16 protein-coding genes are annotated in these 20,438 nt (G+C 64.8%); 8 read left to right on the top strand and 8 right to left on the bottom strand.

Going from position 1 to position 20,438, the window contains the following annotated elements:
* The first annotated feature begins 1 nt into the window (after position 1).
* The 3 genes from CHC02_RS18120 to CHC02_RS18110 all read left to right on the top strand — a co-directional run bounded on the left by CHC02_RS18120 (position 2) and on the right by CHC02_RS18110 (position 3,704).
* A complete protein-coding gene (locus CHC02_RS18120) occupies positions 2-1,453 on the top strand; it encodes an NAD(P)(+) transhydrogenase (Re/Si-specific) subunit beta (protein WP_089392840.1) in 1,452 nt (483 codons plus the stop codon).
* A 190-nt stretch (positions 1,454-1,643) separates the two neighbouring features.
* Positions 1,644-3,140, top strand: a complete 1,497-nt coding sequence (locus CHC02_RS18115) for a succinyl-CoA:acetate CoA-transferase ScpC (protein WP_089392839.1) — start codon at positions 1,644-1,646, stop codon at positions 3,138-3,140.
* 357 nt (positions 3,141-3,497) lie between these two features.
* Entirely contained in the window at positions 3,498-3,704 is a 207-nt protein-coding gene (locus CHC02_RS18110; RefSeq protein ID WP_089392838.1) for a DUF1127 domain-containing protein, read from the top strand.
* Between the two features lie 62 nt (positions 3,705-3,766).
* Here the strand turns inward: CHC02_RS18110 and CHC02_RS18105 are convergent, their stop codons facing one another.
* Genes CHC02_RS18105 through CHC02_RS18070 form a run of 8 tightly spaced genes read right to left on the bottom strand, consistent with a single transcriptional unit; the run spans position 3,767 to position 12,804 of the window.
* On the bottom strand, positions 3,767-4,918 hold the full coding sequence (locus tag CHC02_RS18105; protein ID WP_089392837.1) for a glycosyltransferase family 4 protein: 1,152 nt from the start codon (positions 4,916-4,918) through the stop codon (positions 3,767-3,769).
* On the bottom strand, positions 4,919-6,052 hold the full coding sequence (locus tag CHC02_RS18100; protein ID WP_089392836.1) for a glycosyltransferase family 4 protein: 1,134 nt from the start codon (positions 6,050-6,052) through the stop codon (positions 4,919-4,921).
* On the bottom strand, positions 6,036-7,424 hold the full coding sequence (locus CHC02_RS18095; RefSeq protein WP_089392835.1) for a glycosyltransferase family 4 protein: 1,389 nt from the start codon (positions 7,422-7,424) through the stop codon (positions 6,036-6,038). Before CHC02_RS18095 ends, CHC02_RS18100 begins: the two co-directional genes overlap by 17 nt.
* Positions 7,421-8,683, bottom strand: a complete 1,263-nt coding sequence (locus tag CHC02_RS18090; RefSeq protein ID WP_089392834.1) for an ABC transporter ATP-binding protein — start codon at positions 8,681-8,683, stop codon at positions 7,421-7,423. The genes CHC02_RS18095 and CHC02_RS18090 overlap by 4 nt, the downstream gene beginning before the upstream one ends.
* The gene (locus CHC02_RS18085) at positions 8,683-9,480 is read right to left on the bottom strand and encodes an ABC transporter permease (protein WP_089392833.1); all 798 of its coding nucleotides are present in this window, start codon (positions 9,478-9,480) and stop codon (positions 8,683-8,685) included. The genes CHC02_RS18090 and CHC02_RS18085 overlap by 1 nt, the downstream gene beginning before the upstream one ends.
* A complete protein-coding gene (locus tag CHC02_RS18080) occupies positions 9,481-10,917 on the bottom strand; it encodes a mannose-1-phosphate guanylyltransferase/mannose-6-phosphate isomerase (protein ID WP_089392832.1) in 1,437 nt (478 codons plus the stop codon).
* Between the two features lie 4 nt (positions 10,918-10,921).
* Positions 10,922-11,893: a GDP-mannose 4,6-dehydratase gene (gene gmd / locus CHC02_RS18075; RefSeq protein WP_089392831.1), complete on the bottom strand. Its 972-nt coding sequence runs from the start codon at positions 11,891-11,893 to the stop codon at positions 10,922-10,924.
* Positions 11,894-11,898: 5 nt separating this feature from the next.
* Complete coding sequence (locus tag CHC02_RS18070) at positions 11,899-12,804, bottom strand: GDP-mannose 4,6-dehydratase (RefSeq protein ID WP_089392830.1); 906 nt, start codon at positions 12,802-12,804, stop codon at positions 11,899-11,901.
* Between the two features lie 394 nt (positions 12,805-13,198).
* Between CHC02_RS18070 and CHC02_RS18065 the strand changes: the two genes are divergently transcribed.
* From CHC02_RS18065 to CHC02_RS18045, 5 genes are all read left to right on the top strand, one after another.
* On the top strand, positions 13,199-14,752 hold the full coding sequence (locus tag CHC02_RS18065; protein ID WP_089392829.1) for a glycosyltransferase: 1,554 nt from the start codon (positions 13,199-13,201) through the stop codon (positions 14,750-14,752).
* Positions 14,746-16,053, top strand: coding sequence for a glycosyltransferase family protein (locus tag CHC02_RS18060; protein ID WP_089392828.1), 1,308 nt, complete (start codon positions 14,746-14,748; stop codon positions 16,051-16,053). Before CHC02_RS18065 ends, CHC02_RS18060 begins: the two co-directional genes overlap by 7 nt.
* A 70-nt stretch (positions 16,054-16,123) precedes the next feature.
* A complete protein-coding gene (locus tag CHC02_RS18055; protein WP_089392827.1) occupies positions 16,124-17,317 on the top strand; it encodes an acyltransferase family protein in 1,194 nt (397 codons plus the stop codon).
* Positions 17,318-17,401: 84 nt separating this feature from the next.
* On the top strand, positions 17,402-18,232 hold the full coding sequence (locus tag CHC02_RS18050) for a class I SAM-dependent methyltransferase (protein ID WP_089392826.1): 831 nt from the start codon (positions 17,402-17,404) through the stop codon (positions 18,230-18,232).
* A 35-nt stretch (positions 18,233-18,267) separates the two neighbouring features.
* Positions 18,268-20,391, top strand: a complete 2,124-nt coding sequence (locus CHC02_RS18045) for a DUF6311 domain-containing protein (RefSeq protein ID WP_139210210.1) — start codon at positions 18,268-18,270, stop codon at positions 20,389-20,391.
* The last annotated feature ends 47 nt before the right edge of the window (positions 20,392-20,438 follow it).

The following is a 20,438-nucleotide window of genomic DNA, read 5'->3' as shown; positions in this document are numbered from 1 at the left end:
CATGAGCATGAACCTCGTCACCCTGCTGTACCTGATCGCCTCGGTCTGCTTCATCCAGGCCCTGAAGGGCCTGTCGCACCCGACCAGCTCGCGGCGCGGCAACCTGTTCGGCATGATCGGCATGGCCATCGCCGTGCTCACCACCGTGGGCCTGGTGTTCAAGCTCGGCGCGCAACTGGCCGAGGGCGACAACGCCGCCGCCGGCATCGGCTACATCCTGGTCGGCCTGCTGATCGGCGGCAGCGCCGGTTCGATCATGGCCAAGCGCGTCGAGATGACCAAGATGCCCGAACTGGTCGCCTTCATGCACAGCATGATCGGCCTGGCCGCGGTGTTCATCGCCATCGCCGCCGTGGTCGAGCCGCAGTCGCTGGGCATCGTCCAGCACCTGGGCGACACCATCCCCACCGGCAACCGCCTGGAGCTGTTCCTCGGCGCGGCCATCGGCGCCATCACCTTCTCCGGTTCGGTGATCGCCTTCGGCAAGCTGTCCGGCAAGTACAAGTTCCGCCTGTTCCAGGGCGCACCGGTACAGTTCGCCGGCCAGCACCTGCTGAACCTGGTGCTGGGCCTGGCCACCCTCGGCCTGGGCCTGGTGTTCATGTTCACCGGCAACCTCGCCGCCTTCGCCCTGATGCTGGCCCTGGCCTTCATCCTCGGCGTGCTGATCATCATCCCCATCGGCGGCGCCGACATGCCGGTGGTGGTGTCGATGCTCAACTCCTACTCCGGCTGGGCCGCGGCGGGCATCGGCTTCTCGCTGAACAACTCGATGCTGATCATCGCCGGCTCCCTGGTGGGCTCCTCGGGCGCGATCCTCTCGTACATCATGTGCAAGGCGATGAACCGCTCGTTCTTCAACGTCATCCTCGGCGGCTTCGGCGCCAGCACCGACGACGCCGGCCCCGCCGGTGCGAAGGAAGCCCGCCCGGTGAAATCCGGCTCGGCCGACGACGCCTCCTTCCTGCTGACCAACGCCGACAGCGTGATCATCGTTCCCGGCTACGGCCTGGCGGTGGCCCGCGCCCAGCACGCGCTGATGGAGCTGGCGGAGAAGCTGACCCACCGCGGCGTCACCGTGAAGTTCGCCATCCACCCGGTCGCCGGCCGTATGCCGGGCCACATGAACGTGCTGCTGGCCGAGGCCGAAGTGCCCTACGAGCAGGTGTTCGAGATGGAGGACATCAACTCCGAGTTCGGCCAGACCGACGTGGTGCTGGTGCTGGGCGCCAACGACGTGGTCAACCCGGCGGCGAAGAACGATCCGAAGTCGCCGATCGCCGGCATGCCGATCCTCGAGGCCTACAAGGCCAAGACCGTGATCGTCAACAAGCGCTCGATGGCCAGCGGCTACGCCGGCCTGGACAACGAACTGTTCTACCTGGACAAGACCATGATGGTCTTCGGCGACGCCAAGAAGGTCATCGAGGACATGGTCAAGGCCGTCGAATAACGACAGCTGTCGATCCACGAGACACCGGCCGCGCGCCGGTGTCTTGCTTTGCCGCAAAGGAAAACCCTCTGGACTTTGGTAGTAAGGAAAGCAGTGGCGGGGCGATTTTTCGACCTTGGTATAAGGGCGAAAAATCGCCGAATCCCTAGACTGGCCCCCTTGCACTCCCCATAAAGCCTGAGGTTTTTCCATGTACCGTGATCGCGTGCGCCTGCCTTCCCTGCTCGAGAAGGTGATGACTGCTGACCAGGCCGCAGCCCTGATCCAGGACGGCATGACCGTCGGCATGAGCGGCTTCACCCGCGCCGGCGAAGCCAAGGCCGTGCCGGAAGCCCTGGCGCAGCGCGCCAAGCAGCAGCCGCTGAAGATCAGCCTGATGACCGGCGCGAGCCTGGGCAACGACCTCGACAAGCACCTGACCGAGGCCGGCGTGCTGGCCCGGCGCATGCCCTTCCAGGTCGACAGCACCCTGCGCAAGGCGATCAACGACGGCTCGGTGATGTTCATCGACCAGCACCTGTCGGAAACCGTCGAACAACTGCGCAACCACCAGCTCAAGCTGCCGGACATCGCGGTCATCGAAGCCGTGGCCATCACCGAGCAAGGCCACATCGTACCGACCACTTCCGTGGGCAACTCGGCCAGCTTCGCGATCTTCGCCAAGCAGGTGATAGTCGAGATCAACCTGGCGCACAACACCAACCTGGAAGGCCTGCACGACATCTACATCCCGACCTACCGGCCGACCCGCACGCCGATCCCGCTGACCCGCGTCGACGATCGCATCGGCAGCACCGCCATCCCGATCCCGCCGGAAAAGATCGTCGCCATCGTCATCAACAACCAGCCGGACTCGCCCTCCACCGTGCTGCCGCCGGACAGCGAGACCCAGGCCATCGCCAACCACCTGATCGACTTCTTCAAGCGCGAAGTGGACGCCGGCCGCCTGGCGAAGAACCTCGCGCCGCTGCAGGCGGGCATCGGCAGCATCGCCAACGCGGTGATGTGCGGCCTGATGGAATCGCCCTTCGAAGACCTGACCATGTACTCCGAAGTGCTGCAGGACTCCACCTTCGACCTGATGGACTCGGGCAAGCTGCGCTTCGCCTCGGGCAGTTCCATCACCCTGTCGAGCCGCCGCAACGCCGACGTCTTCGGCAACCTGGAGCGCTACAAGGACAAGCTGGTGCTGCGCCCGCAGGAAATCTCCAACCACCCCGAGGTGGTGCGTCGCCTGGGGATCATCGGCATCAACACCGCGCTGGAGTTCGACATCTACGGCAACGTCAACTCCACCCACGTCGGCGGCACCAGGATGATGAACGGCATCGGCGGCTCGGGCGACTTCGCCCGCAACGCCCACCTGGCGATCTTCGTCACCAAGTCCATCGCCAAGGGCGGCAGCATCTCCAGCGTGGTGCCCATGGTCAGCCACGTCGACCATACCGAGCACGACGTCGACATCCTGGTCACCGAGCAGGGCCTGGCCGACCTGCGCGGCCTGGCGCCGCGCGAACGCGCCCGGGTGGTCATCGAGAACTGCGTGCACCCCTCCTACCGCGACGCCCTGGCCGCCTACTTCGAGGCCGCCTGCCAGCGCGGCGGGCACACCCCGCACATCCTGCGCGAAGCCATGAACTGGCACATCAACCTGGAAGAACGCGGCCACATGCTCGCCGCCAGCTGATCCGGCACGCCGGCGGGCCATTCCACAAAGAATGGCCCGCCAGGCTGGACAGTCGGAAAAAAACCACGTAAAAACACTCTCGAACAGTTTTTTATCCCACAGCGACTGTTCCACTTCTCCTACTGCCAACCCCGGCAGCCCCTCTGAAAACCCCGCATTCCCCGCCATCTGCGCACCAAAACGGAGCACAGCGGTACAGTTCGCACCAAAAACGCCATTACAGTTCGCTGAAACAATTCGCTGACGCTATTTAATTCAAGGCAACTGTACCTATCGCGGCTGACTAAAAAGTCAGAAGATACGCCTCAACAACTTCCGCAACCCCACTACCCGCCAAAAGCGGGAAGGACGAAAATCATGGAACGTACCCTCGGTTCCGCCAACGTCAGCAGCATCCGTTCTTCCTCCACCGCCCACCGCAGCCTGGTCGGCACCGTCCGCCTGTGGCAGCGCCGCATCGAGAGCCGCCGCCAGCTGGCCCGCCTCGACTCGCGCCTGCTGGCCGACGCCGGCATCAGCGAAGCCCAGCGCTACGCCGAGCTGAACAAGCCGTTCTGGAAGTAAGCGGAAGCGCTGAACTGTCAGGCAGTAGATAGACAGTTCGAAACTGTACTGGTGAAAGGCCGCTAGATTGAGCGGCCTTTCTGCTTTTCCAGGCCCGCATCGGCAAACAGCAGCTCCCGGTACAACCCGGCCCAGCGCCGCCCCATGGCGTCGGCGGTGAACAGTTCTTCGTAGCGCGCCTCGGCCTTCCTGCCCATCTCGGCGGCGCCTTGCGGGTGCTCCCATATCCAGCGCATCGCCTCGCGGAACGCCTTGGGCTCGCTGGGCGGCACCACCAGACCGGTCAGGCCGTGCACATTGATGTAGCTGGTGCCGGTACCTATCTCGCTGGAGATCATCGGCTTGCCGTACATCGCGCCCTCCAGCAGGGAGATGCCGAAGGCCTCCGAACGCAGGTGCGACGGAAACACGATGGCGCGGCTCAGCTGCAGCAGCGCCACCTTGTCCACTTCGCTGACCCGCCCCAGGAAGCGTACGTGGCCCTCCACTCCGAGGGCGGCGGCCTGCGCCTTCAGCTCGGCTTCCAGCGGCCCGGCACCGACCACCACCAGCGGATAGCCGGTCCCCTGCACCGCCTCCAGCAGGATGTGCAGGCCCTTGTAGTAGCGCATCACCCCGACGAACAGGAAGAAGCCTTCCCCCACCCGCTGGCGCCAGCCGTCCAGGCAATTCGCGTCGGGCTGTGGATAACCCGTCTTGTCCAGCCCGTAGGGAATCACCTCGGTCTTGCCCGGGAAACGACGCAACACCTCGCTGGTGGCCAGGTAGTTGGGCGAGGCCGCCACTATGCGGTCGGCGCAGCCGAGGAAGCTGTTCATCAGCGGCTGGTACAGCCTGAGCAGGTGGCGCTGGCGAACGATGTCCGAGTGGTAGGTCACCACCATCGGCTTGCGCACCCCCGAGAGGAAATGCACCAGGTCCATGAACGGCCAGGGGAAGTGGAAGTTGATGATGTCAGCCTCGGCGGCCAGGGCGCGGAAGCGCGGCAACACGCTGTAGGAGAACCCCGTCGAGGCCAACTGCAGGTCCAGGCGCGCACGGTGCACCCGGTGCCCGTCGACCTCCAGCAGGGCCGGCTCGGGGTTGGCGCTGAGGGTGAGCACCTCGTTCTCGATGCCATGGGCCTTGCCGCTGCGGCAGAGCTGGTTGATCACCTGTTCGATCCCGCCCACGGAATCGGGCAGGTAGGTCTTGAAGAAATGCAGAACGCGCATTCAACCCTCCATGGCCTGTCTGTAGGCCTCGACGGTGATGCGGGCGCACGCCTGCCAACTGAAAGCCACGGCACGGTCCAGCCCCAGGCCCCGCAGGCGTGCCCATTCGTTCTCGTCCTCCAGCAGCCGCCGGATGGCATCGGCCATGCCCTGGGCATCCTGCGGTTCGACGAAGCAGCCGGCCTCTCCGGCCACTTCCGGCAGCGACGAGGTGCGCGCCAGCACCGTCGGCACGCCACTGGCCATGGCCTCCAGCACCGGCAGCCCGAAACCCTCGTAGAGCGACGGGAACAGCAGCAGGCGCGCCCCGGCGAGCACACCCGCCAGGGTGTCGTCGTCCAGGTAGCCGAGCAGGCGCACCTGGCCGCCAGCCAACGCCGCGGCCAGCTCCGCGCTCAACTGCTCCTGGCGCCAGCCGGCCATGCCGGCGATCAGCAACGGGTAGCGCTCGCGCATGGCGGGCGGCAGCAAGGCATGGGCACGCAAGGCCTGCTGCAGGTTCTTGCGCGGCTCCAACGTGCCCACGCAGATCAGGTAGCCCCCGGCCTCCAGGGCCAGTGGCGCCAGTACAGTTCGCAACTGTTCAGCCGTGCGCGGCCGGAAACGCGCTGCGCAGCCCAGGGGCGCGACCATCACCCGCTCCGCCGGCAGGCCGAAATACTCCTGCAACTCCGCACCGACGAAGTGCGAATCCACCAGGATGCGCCCGGCCCGGGCCACGCCTTCGCCGACACGCCGCTCGATCTCAGCCAGGCGGTTACGCGGCTGGGTCTGGGGATAACGCACATGGGTCAGGTCATGTACCGTCATGACCATGGGGCCGTCGAACTCCAGCGGCCACAGGCTCGGCTCGTGGTACAGCTGCACATCCCGCTCGCGCAGGCCGCGGTCGAAACGCTGCTGCTCCAGCCAGCGGCGGATCCGGTAGGCGCCCGGCACCCGCCTGACCGCGGAGCTCCAGCGCGAATAGCCCGGCAACGCCGCCCGCGGCAGCGCCCTCGACCAGCCCCAACCCTGGAAATAGTCGAGGCGCACGCCGGGCTGCTCGCCCAGGGCCTGCGCCAGCGCCGCCACGTACTGGCCGATGCCGGTACGCGGGGCCTGGAGGATGCGGGTGTTAAGCGCAACCTTCATGCTGTTCGTCCTTTTCCGGCGCCCCTCCCAAAGGCTGTTGCCACTGCGCCTGCACTACACGCGCGATGAGTTGCTGGCTGGCCTCACGCCATCCGATCCAGCGCCACTCGGAAACCTGCCGTAGCGCCGGGAACTGGCCCGACTCTTCGAAGCGCTCCACGAGCGCCGCGAGGGAGTCCGGCTGGTCCAGATCGAAATAGGCCATGAAGTCGCCGCCGATCTCACGGAATACCGGGATATCGCTGGCCATGGCCGGTAACTGGCGCTGCATGGCCTCTACCAGTGGCAGGCCGAAGCCTTCGACGAAAGACGGGAACACCAGTGCCTTGGCGTTCGCATAGGCGTGCTCCAGGCCTCGATCGTTGAGCTTGTGGAAAACATGCAGGCGCTTGTTCAATTCCGGATGCCGGCGGATGCGGGCGATCAGGTCCTCGCACTTCCAACCGACGCGCCCGATGATGCACAGGTGAACCGGGGAGCCACGCGCCCAGAGACGCTCGAAGGCGTCCAGCAGATAGGCGTGGTTCTTTCGCGGTTCTATGGTGCTGACCATCAGGTACACCGGCGCACCCGCCTCGAACAGCCGCAGCAGGCGCGGATCGATACGGCCGGGACGGTCGGCCAGGTCCAGTTCCGAGCCCAGGTAGAAGTGGTCGAACCAGATCTGTCCGGCCACCGCCTCGCCTCGACGGCGGACGATCTCGGCACGCAGTTGGTCGCGGATGGTGGTGGAGATGCACATGAAGCCATCGGCCATTTCGGCGATCCAGTCGAACCAGCGGTCGAAGACACGGACCAGGCCGGCATCGCAAAACTGCGGATGCGTAGAGGGGATGAGATCGTAGATCACCGAGACGACGCCCACGCCCTGTGCCTTGAGACGCTCGGCGACGGGGAAGAAATCGGCATGCCAGGACGAGTCGAGCAGCAGCAACTGGTCGCCCGGCTGCACCTCCATGGCTTGCACGCGCTCAGGTACCACATGGTTGCGCGAGGCATAGGTGGCGAATCGCAGCGGCAGGGTGAAGCTCAGGCTGGCCAGCTTGCAGAGCATGTAGAGAGCCCGCCGCGCATTGTGCCAACGGTTCATCGGCCAGCGCCGCTCCAGGCGCGCGTGCCACATCCAGTAGTCGTTACGCAGTTGCTCCAGGGCCACGCGCATGCGGCTGTGCCAGGGCAGGTCGCGACCGGACAGGGGCGCCAGCGCCAGTACCCGGAACATACGCCCGCGCAGGAAGACCACGGGTATGCACTCGACTTCGGCCTGGACCGCATCGAGATTACGGATGACATTGCGCACGACGCGCTGGATGCCCGAGTTCACTTCGGGGTGTTCGAAGACGTATGTGCATTCGATGAGTATGCGGGTCATGGCAGGCTGCGCCTCAGTTCGAGCACTTCCGCTGCAGCGCCCAGGCGCTCGACCGCAAGCTCCGCCCCCAGCCAGGAATAGCCGACGAAGTTCTCGTGGCTGGCGTTGGCCACCTGGAACAGCATGGCGCAGTCGCGCCATTCGTAGCTGCCGTCCAGGTGCGAGTCACGCCTGGAAAGGCTCAAGGAAACCGAGTAGTTGCCTGGTCCCAGGCGCATCGGGAAGCTGTATCGATACAGGATGCGCTCACCTGCCCGGATATTCTCCAGCGTCTGCTTCAGGCGGTAGGAGTTGATGCCGTACATGGCCTGGCCCAGGCGGTCCTTGAGCATGAACCCCAGCACCAGTTGGCTGATGTCCTGGGTCGCGCGGACCACCACTTCCAGCGTCACTTCGCTGCCCACTTCGATGATTTCCACCGAGGTATCCTGCTCCAGCAAGCGCACCGACTCGACCTCGACCTCCCCGGTACCGGAAATGGTCCGCGTCTTGCCGTTGGCCAGCATCTCCTGGCGTACCCGATGGTTGAGGCCGGCCGTCATGCGCGCATGGTAGTAGTCCATGACCATCTCCGGCTCGCCCTGCTGCACGACCCTGCCGAACTCCAGCAGCACAGCGCGATCGCAGATGGACTGGATGGCGAAGCGGTCATGGGACACGATTAGCAGCGTGGTGCCGTCGCGGCGGAAGCTACGGATGCGCTCGAAGCTCTTGTGCTGGAAATAGGCATCGCCCACCGACAGCGCCTCGTCGACGATCAGCACGTCAGGGCGCCTGGCGGTGGCCACGCTGAACGCCAGGCGCATCTGCATGCCGCTGGAGTAGGTGCGCACCGGCTGGTCGATGGCGTCACCGATCTCGGCGAAGGCCTCGATGGCCGGCATCAGTTCCTCGATTTCCTCGCGCTGCAGGCCCTGCAGCTGCGCGGCCATGAATACGTTCTGGCGGCCGGTGAATTCCGGGTGGAAGCCCATGCCCAGCTCCAGCAGCGCCGAGACCCGCCCGCCGACGCTGCAACTGCCGCGGGTGGGCAGGGTGGTGCCGGTGATGATCTTGAGCAGCGTACTCTTGCCGGCGCCATTGGAGCCAACCAGCCCTACCGCTTCGCCGGGCGCGATGTCCAGGTCGATATCCTGCAGCACCCATTTCTGCTGGTGGCGTGGTCGGGCACAGGGAGACAGCCATTCGAGCAGCCGGGCCCAGCGCGAGGGGTATTGGCGGTAGGCCTTGCCGAGTTGCTGGATACGTATGTGGCCCATCAGAGTTCGTCCACCATCTCGCCGGAACGGCTACGGAACAGCGCCAGCGCCAGGATGCACAGCACCAGGGCCGAGAGCAGCAGCGGCAGCAGGTCAGTCCATACGGGCCAGTGGCCATATAGGAAGAGGTTCTGGTAGGACTGGATCAGCGGCGTCATCGGATTGAGCTGGATCAGCCTGCGGATGCTTTCCGGCAGGATGCTGGTCGGGTAGACGATGGGCGTGAACCAGAACCAGAACTGCAGGAGAATGCCGAACAGTTGCCCAACGTCGCGGAAGAACACGTTGAGCACGCCCAGCAGCATGCCCAGCCCGCAGGCGAACAACAGTTGCAGCAGGAGCAGGACGGGGAAGGCCAGCAGGGCGATGCCGGGCAGCCGGCCAGTGATGGCCAGGAAGCCGCAGAACAGCGCGAAGATGATGGCGAAGTTCACCAGTGCGTTGAGCACGCTCACCACCGGCAGGCAGATGCGCGGGAAGTTGAGCTTCTTCAGCAGGTTCGCGTTGTCCAGGAACATCGTCAGGCTGCGCCCGACCACCTCGGAGAACAGGCCCCAGGTGAGCAGCCCGGAACAGATGAACACGCCGAATGCCATGCGGTCATCGACGCCCGGCAACCGCGCCCGCATCACCTCGGAGAAGATCACCGTGTACACCAGGATCATCGCCAGCGGGTTGAGCACCGTCCAGGCCGCGCCCAGCATCGAGCCGCGGTAGCGCGACTCGAACTCGCGGCGCACGCTGCCGGCGACGAAGCCGCGGTATTGCCAGATTCCCTGGAACATCCTCGCCAACATCTAGCAGGCCCTGCCGTACTGATCCTCGAAGCGGACGATGTCGTCCTCCCCCAGGTATTCGCCGCTCTGCACCTCGATCATCACCAGGTCGATGACGCCGGGGTTCTCCAGGCGATGCTTGTGCCCCGCAGGGATGTAGGTGGACTCGTTGCTGTTCACCAGGCGCACGCCCTCGCCATTGGTGACCTTGGCCATGCCACGCACCACTATCCAGTGTTCGCTGCGGTGATGGTGCATTTGCAACGACAGTGAGGCCCCCGGCTTGACCACGATGCGCTTGATCTTGAAGCGCGGCCCTTCCTCCAGCACCGTGTAGGTTCCCCACGGACGGCTCACGGTGCGGTGCAGGCGATAAGCCTCGTGCTCGCTGTCCTTGAGCTGCTTGACCACCTTGCGCACGTCCTGGGCGCGCTCGGCGTGGGCGACCAGGATGGCGTCTGCGGTATCGATGACGATCAGGTCGGACACTCCCACGGTGGCCACCAGGCGGTCGTCGCTCTGCACGTAGGTGTTGCAGGTATCGACGAACACCGCGTCGGCGGCTGCGCGGTTGTTCTGCGCATCGGGCTCGACCAGCGCGCTCAGCGCCCCCCAGGAGCCGATGTCGCTCCAGTCGAAGGCCGCCGGAACCACCGCGACGCGCTCTGAGCGCTCCATCAGTGCGTAGTCAATGGAAATGTCGGGGAAGGCGGCGAAATGCTCGCCGCTCAGTTCCTGCTGCACCACCTGGCCCAGTTCGTCGCCGCTGCTGGCCTCGTGGCAGGCGATGGCGCTGACGAGGATTTCCGGAGCGTGGCGTTCCAGCTCGCCAAGCAGCGTGGCGACGCTGAAGCAGAACATGCCCGAGTTCCAGAGGAAATCACCGCTGTCGAGGAATTGCCGGGCAGTCTCCAGGTCGGGCTTCTCCACGAAACGCCGAACCCTGGCACCGCGGCCCTCGTCCAGTTGCTCGCCCATCTCTATGTAGCCGAAACCGGTCTCCGGCGCCGTGGGCACCACGCCGAAGGTGACCAGGTGACCGGTCTCGGCCAGGGCGGCCGCGCGCTCGACCGCCCGGCCAAAGGCCTCGAGGTCGCGGATCAGGTGGTCCGCCGGCATCACCACCAGCAATGCCTGGTCGCCGTGCCTGGCGCGTACTGCCAACGCCGCCATGGCGACCGCAGGCGCCGTATTGCGCCCCACCGGCTCCAGGACGAAATGTCCGCGCTGTCGCAGCTTGGCGGCAAGGAAGTGATCCTTGCTCTGGAAGTAGTAGTCGCGGTTGGTCACCGTAACTATCTCGCCATCGCTGGGCAGAAGGCCGGCTGCCCGGCAGTAGGTCTTGTGCAGAAGGGTCTGGCCATCGGGCAGCGCCATGAAGGGTTTGGGCTGCCCCTCGCGGGAAACCGGCCACAGACGCGTCCCGGCCCCACCGGAAAGAATCACAGGAACCAGCATGGCGCTACTCCTTGTCGACTCGCCGCAGGTCGGCATCCACCATCATGTGAATCAGATTCTCGAGGCTGGTCCTTGGACTCCAGCCCAGCACCCGTTCGGCCTTGGCCGGGTTGCCCAGGAGCACGTCGACCTCCGCGGGGCGGATGAAGGCCTGGTCGACTACCACGTGGTCCTGGTACTTCAGGCCGACGTAGTCGAAGGCGATGCGGCACATTTCCCGCACCGTGGTGGTCACGCCCGTCGCCACCACGTAGTCATCGGGCTTTTCCTGCTGCAGCATCAGCCACATGGCCTCGACGTAGTCGCCAGCGAAACCCCAGTCGCGCTTGGCGTCGATGTTGCCCAGGCGCAACTCCTTCTGTTTGCCGAGCTTGATCCGCGCCACGGCGTCGGTGACCTTGCGGGTCACGAACTCGATGCCGCGCAGCGGCGATTCGTGGTTGAAGAGGATGCCGCTGGAGGTGTACAGGCCGAAGCTCTCGCGGTAATTCACCGTGATCCAGTGGCCGTATAGCTTGGCTACGCCATAGGGGCTGCGCGGGTAGAAGGGGGTGTTCTCGTCCTGCCGCTCGGCCTGGATCAGGCCGAACATCTCGCTGGTGGAGGCCTGGTAGAATCGCGTCTGCGGGCTGAACTGGCGGATCGCCTCGAGCAGGTGGGTAACCCCCAGGCCGTCGACCACGGCGGTGGTGATCGGCTGGTCCCATGAACTGCCGACGAAGCTTTGCGCCGCCAGGTTGTAGATTTCATCCGGCTTGGCCTTGATGACCGCGCGCTGGATGGACGAGGCATCGGCCATATCGCCATCCAGATAGACCAGCTCCGATTCGATGCCCAGCTCGCGCAAACGCCAGCGAGTATCGGAGCTGCGCCGGGCCACCAGGCCGTGCACGCGGTATCCCTTTTCGAGCAGCAGTTTTGCCAGGTAGGCACCGTCCTGGCCCGTCACTCCCGTGATGAGTGCGTTTCTTGTCATTGTCGCTACACCCGTGATGCCCAGTCCGACAGGATCGCCGTCAGGGTCTGATTTATCGTTATGTCCGGCTTCCAGCCGGTCGCCTCGTGCAGCTTGGAATGACTGCCGCATACTCGGCGTTGTTCCGCACGGCGCATGCGTGCGGGGTCTTGCACCAGTTCGATCTCCACCTGGGCGAGATCGGCCAGTTGCTGGATCAGGTCGCGAATCCGCCGTTCTTCACCGGAGCAGACGTTGTAGACCTGTCCGGGGCGGCCGCGTTCAAGCAAGGCGAAGTAGGCCGAGACCACATCGCGGACATCCAGGAAGTCGCGGCTGACGTCGATGTCGCCAACCAGCAGCCGAGGCTCCTGCAGGCCTGCGCGGATCAGAGCGATCTGTCGTGCAGCACTGGCGATGACAAAGTTCTCCTTCTGCCCGGCGCCCACGTGGTTGAAGGGCCGCGCGACCATCACTCGCCAGCTTTCGGTCATGCCCCACTGCAGGCAGAGGTGTTCGGCCGCCAGCTTGCTGACGGCATAGGGGTTGCGAGGCGCAGGCAGAAGGTCTTCGCGGATGGGAAGACGTGCTTCGTCCACCTGGCCATAGATGTCCCCGGAACTGACGTAGAGGAAGTCCCCGGAGAAATCGAGGGCCTTGAGCGCCTGCAGCAGGTTGAGGGTACCCAGGAGATTGACCTGCAGCGTACCCGCGGGATCGCGAAACGCTTCCGGGACGAAGGTCTGCCCGGCGAGATGGATGACGGCATCCGGGCGCTGACTGTAACCGGCACGCACCGCTTTCGGATCGGTGAGGTCGGGGCGCTCGGGCACCTCTAGCAGCTCCCACACGCTCTCGTGCTGATCAAGCCAGGTTCGGATATGGTGTCCGACGAATCCCGTGAGGCCGGTGACCAATAGGCGCTTTCTCAAGAGAACCCCTTGTCATGAGCACCCAGGGAACATCCGGCAGGTGCTACGAGCTGGAAAGGTGCCTGCAGAAGTCGCGAAAATGATGCGATTAGGATTCTTCTGCTGTTGTACTTATCTCGTTAACCTGTAGTAAATGAATGACAAATTCAACCTAAAGCTGAGTGACCGGTCGGTTCTGCTTCAATTTTTCATACATGGTACTTAAGCACTTTTCGAAGCCGGCTGCGCTGTGTTTAGAATGCGGCCGCCAGCGCTTGCAACCTGTCCAGTCCGACAACCCGGTCGTCGACTGGACAAAAGCCCCACCCCGGCCGCCAGGGTGGTAACAAGAACAATACACAGGCACGGCCTGTAAGGCGCTGCCGGCAGAGCCTGCGCAGTGTTGTAGGACCGTATGGACTTCATCCTGTTTTCGGATATTGGCGAGAGCACCATCGACAGCAGTCTCGGCACTCCCGAGTACAGCTATTTCTTCGTTCTCAAGGCCTATCTGCCGGTTCTGCAGGCGCTTGGCGAAGTACATCGCCCGCAGAGCCTGCAGGAGCTGGAAGCCACCGCCCGCCGGCTGCGCGCGGCCGGGCGTGATTGCCTGACACTATTCTTCGGCCCACCGCACAAGGCTCCGCTTTCCCTCGCCTGTCCCATCCTCTGCGTCATCGCCTGGGAATACGACAGCATCCCCAACGAAACCTGGAACGATGATCCATGCTCGGACTGGCGCTACGTGCTCAGCCGGCATGGCGGGGCGATCAGCCTGTCGTCGCACACTGCCCGGGCGATCCGTGCCTCGATGGGGGAGGGCTTCCCGGTGATTCCCCTGCCGACACCGCTCTGGGAAACCTATGCCAGCCTCGGCGGACAATCGCCAGCCAACGCCATCATCGAGCCGACGAAACTGCAGATTCGTGGCTGCATCCTCGATACCCGGCTGCTGGGCCTGTCGGCCGACGGACTCATCGCACCGATACATGACATTCCCGCCGTCGCCGACGAGCCCATCGAGCCCATCGAGCCCATTATCGAAGCCGTGCCGGCACTCACCTGGCGACGGCGCGCGCTGATCACCCGGCATTACCTCCTGATGTGGTATCGCGAGGCCGTGCGCGACCTCGTGCCCGCCGCGCTGCGCCGGGGCCTGAGCCGACTGCTGCGGCGCCCCAGCCCGCTAGCGCCGGCCGAGCCGCCCGCGGCATCCTCGGCAACCGTGATCGAGGAGCATCCCCAGGCGCAGTTGCCGGATACCTCGCAACTGGTCGAGGTCCAGGTAGAGGGCGTGGTCTACGTCTCGGTATTCAACCCTGCGGATGGGCGCAAGAACTGGGAGAACCTGGTCACGGCCTTCTGCTGGGCGTTCCGCGACACTGCCGACGCGACCCTGGTGCTCAAGATCACCCAGAAGGACCTGGCCAGCTACTACGTTCACATGCTGACCCTGTTGTCGCAGTTGGCCCCCTTCGCTTGCCGTGTCGTAGTCATGCACGGCTTCCTCGACGACGAACAATTCCAGCGCCTGCGCGAGGCCACCAGCTACTACGTCAATGCCTCGCGCTGCGAAGGCCTGTGCCTTCCGCTGATGGAGTTCCTGGCCTGCGGCAAGCCGGCCATAGCCCCGGCGCACACCGCGATGGAGGACTACGTCGACGGCGACCTGGCCTTCGTCATCCCCGCTTGCCGCGAACATGCCGTATGGCCCCAGGACACTCGCCTGAGCTACCGGACCGTACGCTACCGTCCGGACTGGGGCGCACTGAAGCAGGCATACCTGGACAGCCACGAGATTGCCCGGCAGGCCCCGGAGCGCTATCAGGCGATGTCCATGGCCGCACGCCAGCGGATGCGCGAATTCGCCGGCGAGGAGCGTTTCGCGAACGAGCTGGGTGAGTTCCTCGGCACCTTCCTGGGCACCGGCAGGCCCGACAAAGCCGTCGCAGGGGACGCGGCATGCTGATCCTCATCCATTCGGAAACCAACCGCAACAACGTCCGCGAGAACCTCGGCAAGCCCGAATACAGCTATTACTTCGTGCTGAAGGAGTTCCGCCCGCTACTCGAACGCCTGGGCCAGGTGATGGAAATCAGCGATCCGGACGACCTCGTCGATCGGATCTACGCCGACTGCCTGCGCCGCGGCGAGGAGTGCATCTTCCTGTCCTTCTCGCCACCGCATCGCACGCCCATTCATTACCGTTGCCCGACCATCCCGGTGTTCGCCTGGGAGTTCAGCGTCATCCCTTACGAAAGCTGGTACGGCGAACCGCGCCACGACTGGCGCCTGGTGTTCGACCGGCTGGGCGCGGCCATCACCCATTCCAGCTTCACCGTCGACTCGGTACGCCAGTCCATGGGCCCGGACTTCCCTGTGGTGAGCATCCCAGCCCCGGTCTGGAACCGCTTCGCCGCCCTGGCGGCCCGTCTGCAACGCAGGCTGGTGGCCGAGCAACTGGAATTGCAGGTCGACGGCCTGGTGATCGACAGCCGCGTGGACGACGTGGGCGGCTATGCCCCCGAACCCCATCGCGATGCGCCACGCATTGACTTCGAGGCCTCGCGCGGAAGGCAGAAACTGCGCCTGGACGGGGTGATCTATACCTCGGTGTTCAACCCCTACGACGGCCGCAAGAACTGGATCGACATGCTCGGCGCCTTCTGCTGGGCCTTCCGCGATTGCGAAGACGCCACCCTGGTGCTCAAGCTCACCCACCACTGCATCGACGATGCGCTGGCGGACATGCTCCACCACCTCTACAAGCTCAGGCCCTACCGTTGCCGCTTCGTGCTGATCCACGGCTACCTCGAGGACGCCGACTACGAACGCCTGGTGGAGGCCACCGGCTACGTGGTCAATACCTCCTACGGCGAGGGGCAGTGCCTGCCGCTGATGGAGTTCATGTCCTGCGGCAAGCCGGCCATAGCCCCGCGCAATACGGCGATGCTCGATTACATCGACGCCGACAATGCCTTCGTGGTGGATTGCACCGAGGAACTCACTGCCTGGCCCCATGACCCGCGGGCGGCCTACCGGACCCTGCGCTACATCACTAACTGGGACTCGCTGCTTGCGGCCTACCAGGAAAGCTACCGGGTGGCGAAGGAAGATCCCCAGCGCTATGCGCACATGAGCGAGGCCGCAGTGAACGCCCTGCAGGCGTTCTGCAGCATGGAACAGGCACAGGCCCGGCTGTCGGCCTTCCTTGCCGCCCTGCGGGCCCGCAGGGCGGTAACGGGCGATGAGCCATGCGCAAGTCTGTGACCATTGCATTTCCATGCCGATCATCGGCTTGCCCCGGACATGGCCAACCGGCAGCGGAGGAGGGGGCGTCATGCATCGGTTACCGATGACAGACCGCCAGGGCCACACACCCGGCCGGCGTATCCAGGACATCGAGTTGCTGCGGGCGCTCGCCGTGGTCAGCGTGGTCGTGCACCATGCCCATGGCAATCTGTTCCACTGGCCCACGCCGCTGTTCGATGCCTTCTTCCGGCGCTTCGAGCTGTGGTGGGGCGTCGATCTGTTCTTCGCCATTTCCGGCTTCGTCATCGCCCGGGACCTGATTCCCCGACTGCTGGGCTGCAACGGTATCGCCGAGTTCTGGCGCAACAGCGTGCAGTTCTGGGTCAGGCGCGCCTTCCGCCTGCTCCCCTCGGCCTGGCTCTGGCTGCTGCTGATGCTGCTGGCCTGCCGCTTCCTGAACGAATCGGGCGCCTTCGGCACCTTGTCCGCCAACCTCGCCGCAACACTCGCGGGGATACTGCAATACGCGAACTTCCGCTTCGCCGACAGCTTCTTCCGCTACGAGTACGGCGTCAGCTTCGTCTACTGGAGCCTGTCGCTGGAGGAGCAGTTCTACCTCCTGCTGCCGCTGCTGATATTCGTCTCGCGCCGCTTCCTGCCCTGGATCCTGGTAGGGGTGATAGCCGCCCAGTTCTTCGTCTGGCGCACGCCCTTGCTGATGGTGCTGCGCACCGACGCCCTGGCCTGGGGCGTGCTCCTGGCCCTGGCCAGCCACAAGGCCTTCTATGTACGCCTGGAGCCGACCTGGCTGTTGCGCTGGCGCCCCCTGGGGCTGATCCTGGCGGCACTGCTGGTGCTGGGTTTGACGCGGGTGTCCACCGAGCAGCACCTCTGGTCCGTCTGGCGTATCGGGGTGATCGCCCTGTTCAGCGCGGCCCTGGTCTGGTTGGCTTCCTACGATCGTGGCTACCTGGCCCTTCCCGCGCCCCTGCAACGCCTTGGCCTCTGGCTGGGCAGCCGCTCCTATGGCATCTATCTCATCCATATCCCGGCATTCTTCCTGACCCAGGAAATTGCCTTCCGCCTGTATGGCGACAGCGCCCTGGACGGTACCCATACCCTGCTGTTCCTGGTCCTAGCCATCTGCACCATCGTCCTTTGCAGCGAAGCGAACTACCGCTATGTCGAGTTGCCGCTCAGAGCACGCGGCACCGCCATTGCCCGGCGTTTCTCGACCGAGGCGCCGCCTACCGCAGGAGACATCCGCAATGAGACAGCCTAGCCGTCGTCGCGTCCCCGTCGAGTTTCCCGGCTGCGCAGACAAATCCCGCATTTCCCCGCTCGGAACGCTTCTGGAGAACTGGCCATGCTGAACCGGCTGAAGAATTTCCTGACCACTCCTGCCGCTCCAGCGGCGAAGGAAAGCACGGGCAGCGCCGCCGAGCCACATGTGGACCCATACATGCTGGGCCTCAAGGATGCAGCCCTGAGCGGCTGGTTCGACCAGCAGAACGGCGAGCTCTACCGCGGTTTTCCCGTGGGCCCCGAGGACACCGTGCTGGATGTCGGTTGCGGCAACGGCGGCAATGTGCACTTCTGCGCCATGCGTGGCGCGCGCATCATCGTGGCCGACATCGACGCCGAAAAGATCGAGGCCACCCGCCAACGCCTGGAAGGAAGCGCGGCCCGCAGCGTCGAGTGCCTGGTGACCGACAGTGCTCCGCTACCGATTCCGGACGCCTCCGTCAGCCGCGTGGTCAGCACCGAGGTCATCGAGCATGTGGACGACCCCCAGGCCTTCCTCGCCGAGTTGGTCCGCGTGGGGCAACCCGGCGCCCTCTACCTGCTTTCCGCCCCTCATCCCTCCTCGGAGGAGCTCCAGCGGGGCTTCGCCGCCGACGATTATTTCCGCAAACCCAACCACGTGCGGGTGATCGGCGAGCAGCAGTTCAGGGACTGGGTGACGGAAGCGGGCCTGGAAGTCGTCAGCCACGGCCAATATGGTTTCTATTGGTCTTTGTGGATGCTGTTCTTCTGGGAGGCCGGCGTCGGGTTCGAGAATCCCGACCATCCGCTGCTGCACAACTGGACCAGGACCTGGGACGTCCTGCTCGATTCGCCTCGCGGCGCCGCCATCAAGGAGGTGCTGGACCAGGTGGTCGCCAAGAGCCAGGTGATAGTGGCGCGCAAGCCGTGATGCAAGCGCCTCGCCACCGACAGGGAATGTGAAGGATGAGAAGCCCGGCATTGTCGAGCAACCGGCACTTCGGTCTGGAATGGCTGTGGAGCCCCGCGCGTCGCAGCATCGCCTACGCTTTGCCGCTGCTCATGGCCGTGGCCCTGGTGCTGTATCTGTATCCGGATACCTTCCTGGCCGGACATGGCAGGTTCTTCGAGGGCGGCGATGCGGCCTCTCACGTGTCGGGGTGGCTGTTCTTCGAACAGGACCACTGGCATTTCCCGCTGCTGAAGACGGATCGCCTCAACTACCCCGACGGCATCAGCATTGCCTTCACCGACAGCATCCCGCTGCTGGCCCTGCCGCTCAAGCTGTTCGCCGGGGTGTTGCCCGCGGGCTTCCACTACTTCGGCCTGTGGCACGCCATCTGCTACCTGCTGCAGGCAGCCGCCGCGGTTTTCGTGATTCGCTCACTGGGTATCCGGCATCTTCCAGGTGCCCTGCTCGCGGCGGGTTTCGCCCTGATCTGGCCGGCCCTGACGCACCGCCTGGGGCACACGGCGCTCATGACCCAGGGGCTGCTCCTGCTGGCCCTGGGCACCTATCTGAGGGGCCATTCGGAAACATGGTCCGTTCGCCGAACCTGCACGGCATTCATCGCGATCACCGCCAGCGCCCTGCTGGTACACCCCTACCTGTTCGCCATGAGCTATCCGCTCCTGCTCGTCTATCTGGTGAGCCAGTGGTGGGCTGGAAGCCTGGACCTGAAACGCGCCTGCCTCTGGCTCGCAGGCTCGCTCGCGGTGCTGTTCATCCTCCTCCTGGCGGGCGGCTATCTCATCGGCAAGGGCGCCGCCGCCGGCGGCTTCGGCATCTATTCACTGAACCTGCTCTCGCCTTTCTGCGGTGGCCTGCTGTGTTCCAACCACTACGCAACACCGGGCCAGGATGAAGGCTTCAACTACCTGGGCGCTGGTGTCCTGCTGTTGCTGGCCACCAGCGCGCTGTTGGAGCCCCGTGCGTTCCTCCGTTCCGCGGCGCGCCATCGCTACCTGTTGCTGGCCCTGCTGGCACTGACTCTCTACGCGGCCAGCAACAAAGTGTTCGTTGGCCAGCATGAGTTGCTGGACATCCACCTGCCCCGGTTCGCCGAAGCGCTGGCCGGCATCTTCCGGGTAAGCGGCCGTTTCTTCTGGCTGGTGGGCTACAGCATCCTGTTCTTCGTCCTGGCCGTACTGCTGCGCCGTCGCAGCCTCGCGCTGTTGCTGCTGATGTCCGGGGCGCTGGCATTGCAGTGGTACGACACCCGCCCGTTGCGCGACCGCGTCCTGTTCCAGACACGCCTCCCCACCACCGTTGACATCGCGCCCTGGCGCACGGCGCTAGCCGGCTTCGAGGAAATCGACGTCTATCCCGCCTATGGCTGCAGCCTTCCGCCCACCACGGACGACGACTACGTGCGCTACCAGTACCTGGCGGCGCAACTGGGCCTTCGGATCAATACCGGCTATACCGCCCGCGCCGCGACGGATTGCACGAAAAAGAACAGGCTGGTCGACGGGCCCGCACTGCCCGGCCATCTGTACGTGAAGCTGGGGCACCTGCACAATTCGCTGGATCTACCGCCGTTGTTCCGCACTGCGCTCAATGCCGGGCGCTGCATGCTCGACAGCCAGCATCTCATCTGCATGAACATTCGGCCATCGCAAAGCTGGGCTACCGTAGCGACACCGCTGGACAGGCGGAATTCGGACCTCCGGATACGCTGGAAGGCTGAACAATTGCCCAGCCTGATCGGCCAACTGCGCAATGGGCGCCTGGTTCCGCGCAAGCAGGGTGAGGCGGGCTATCTCAGCTATGGTCCCTACATTGCCCTGAGCGAAGGCGTCTATTCGTACCGGATCAACTACCTGAGCGATGCTGACGAAACCATGACAGTCGGTACCTGGGATATCGTCGGGCAAGATGCTGGCGGGCACTTTGTCACCCTGTCCAACGGTCCGCTGGCCGGCACCCACGGCGAACTCCGGCCGGTCGCCGGGATGGTGGCCTTGAAAGCCCCGCTGCAGAAAGTCGAATTGCGCCTGCTGAGCAATGGCGCAGACCTGCAACTCTCCGACCTGGAGATTTCCTCGGGCCTGCCTACGCCACAAACCGCCCAGCGTGCGGCCGATTGAGGCCGCGCCTGCCATATCCCGAATAACAAGAGCGACACAAGCCACGG

This window comes from Pseudomonas delhiensis (genome assembly GCF_900187975.1).
Lineage (GTDB): Bacteria > Pseudomonadota > Gammaproteobacteria > Pseudomonadales > Pseudomonadaceae > Pseudomonas > Pseudomonas delhiensis.
This window is presented reverse-complemented; position numbering and strand designations above follow the sequence as displayed.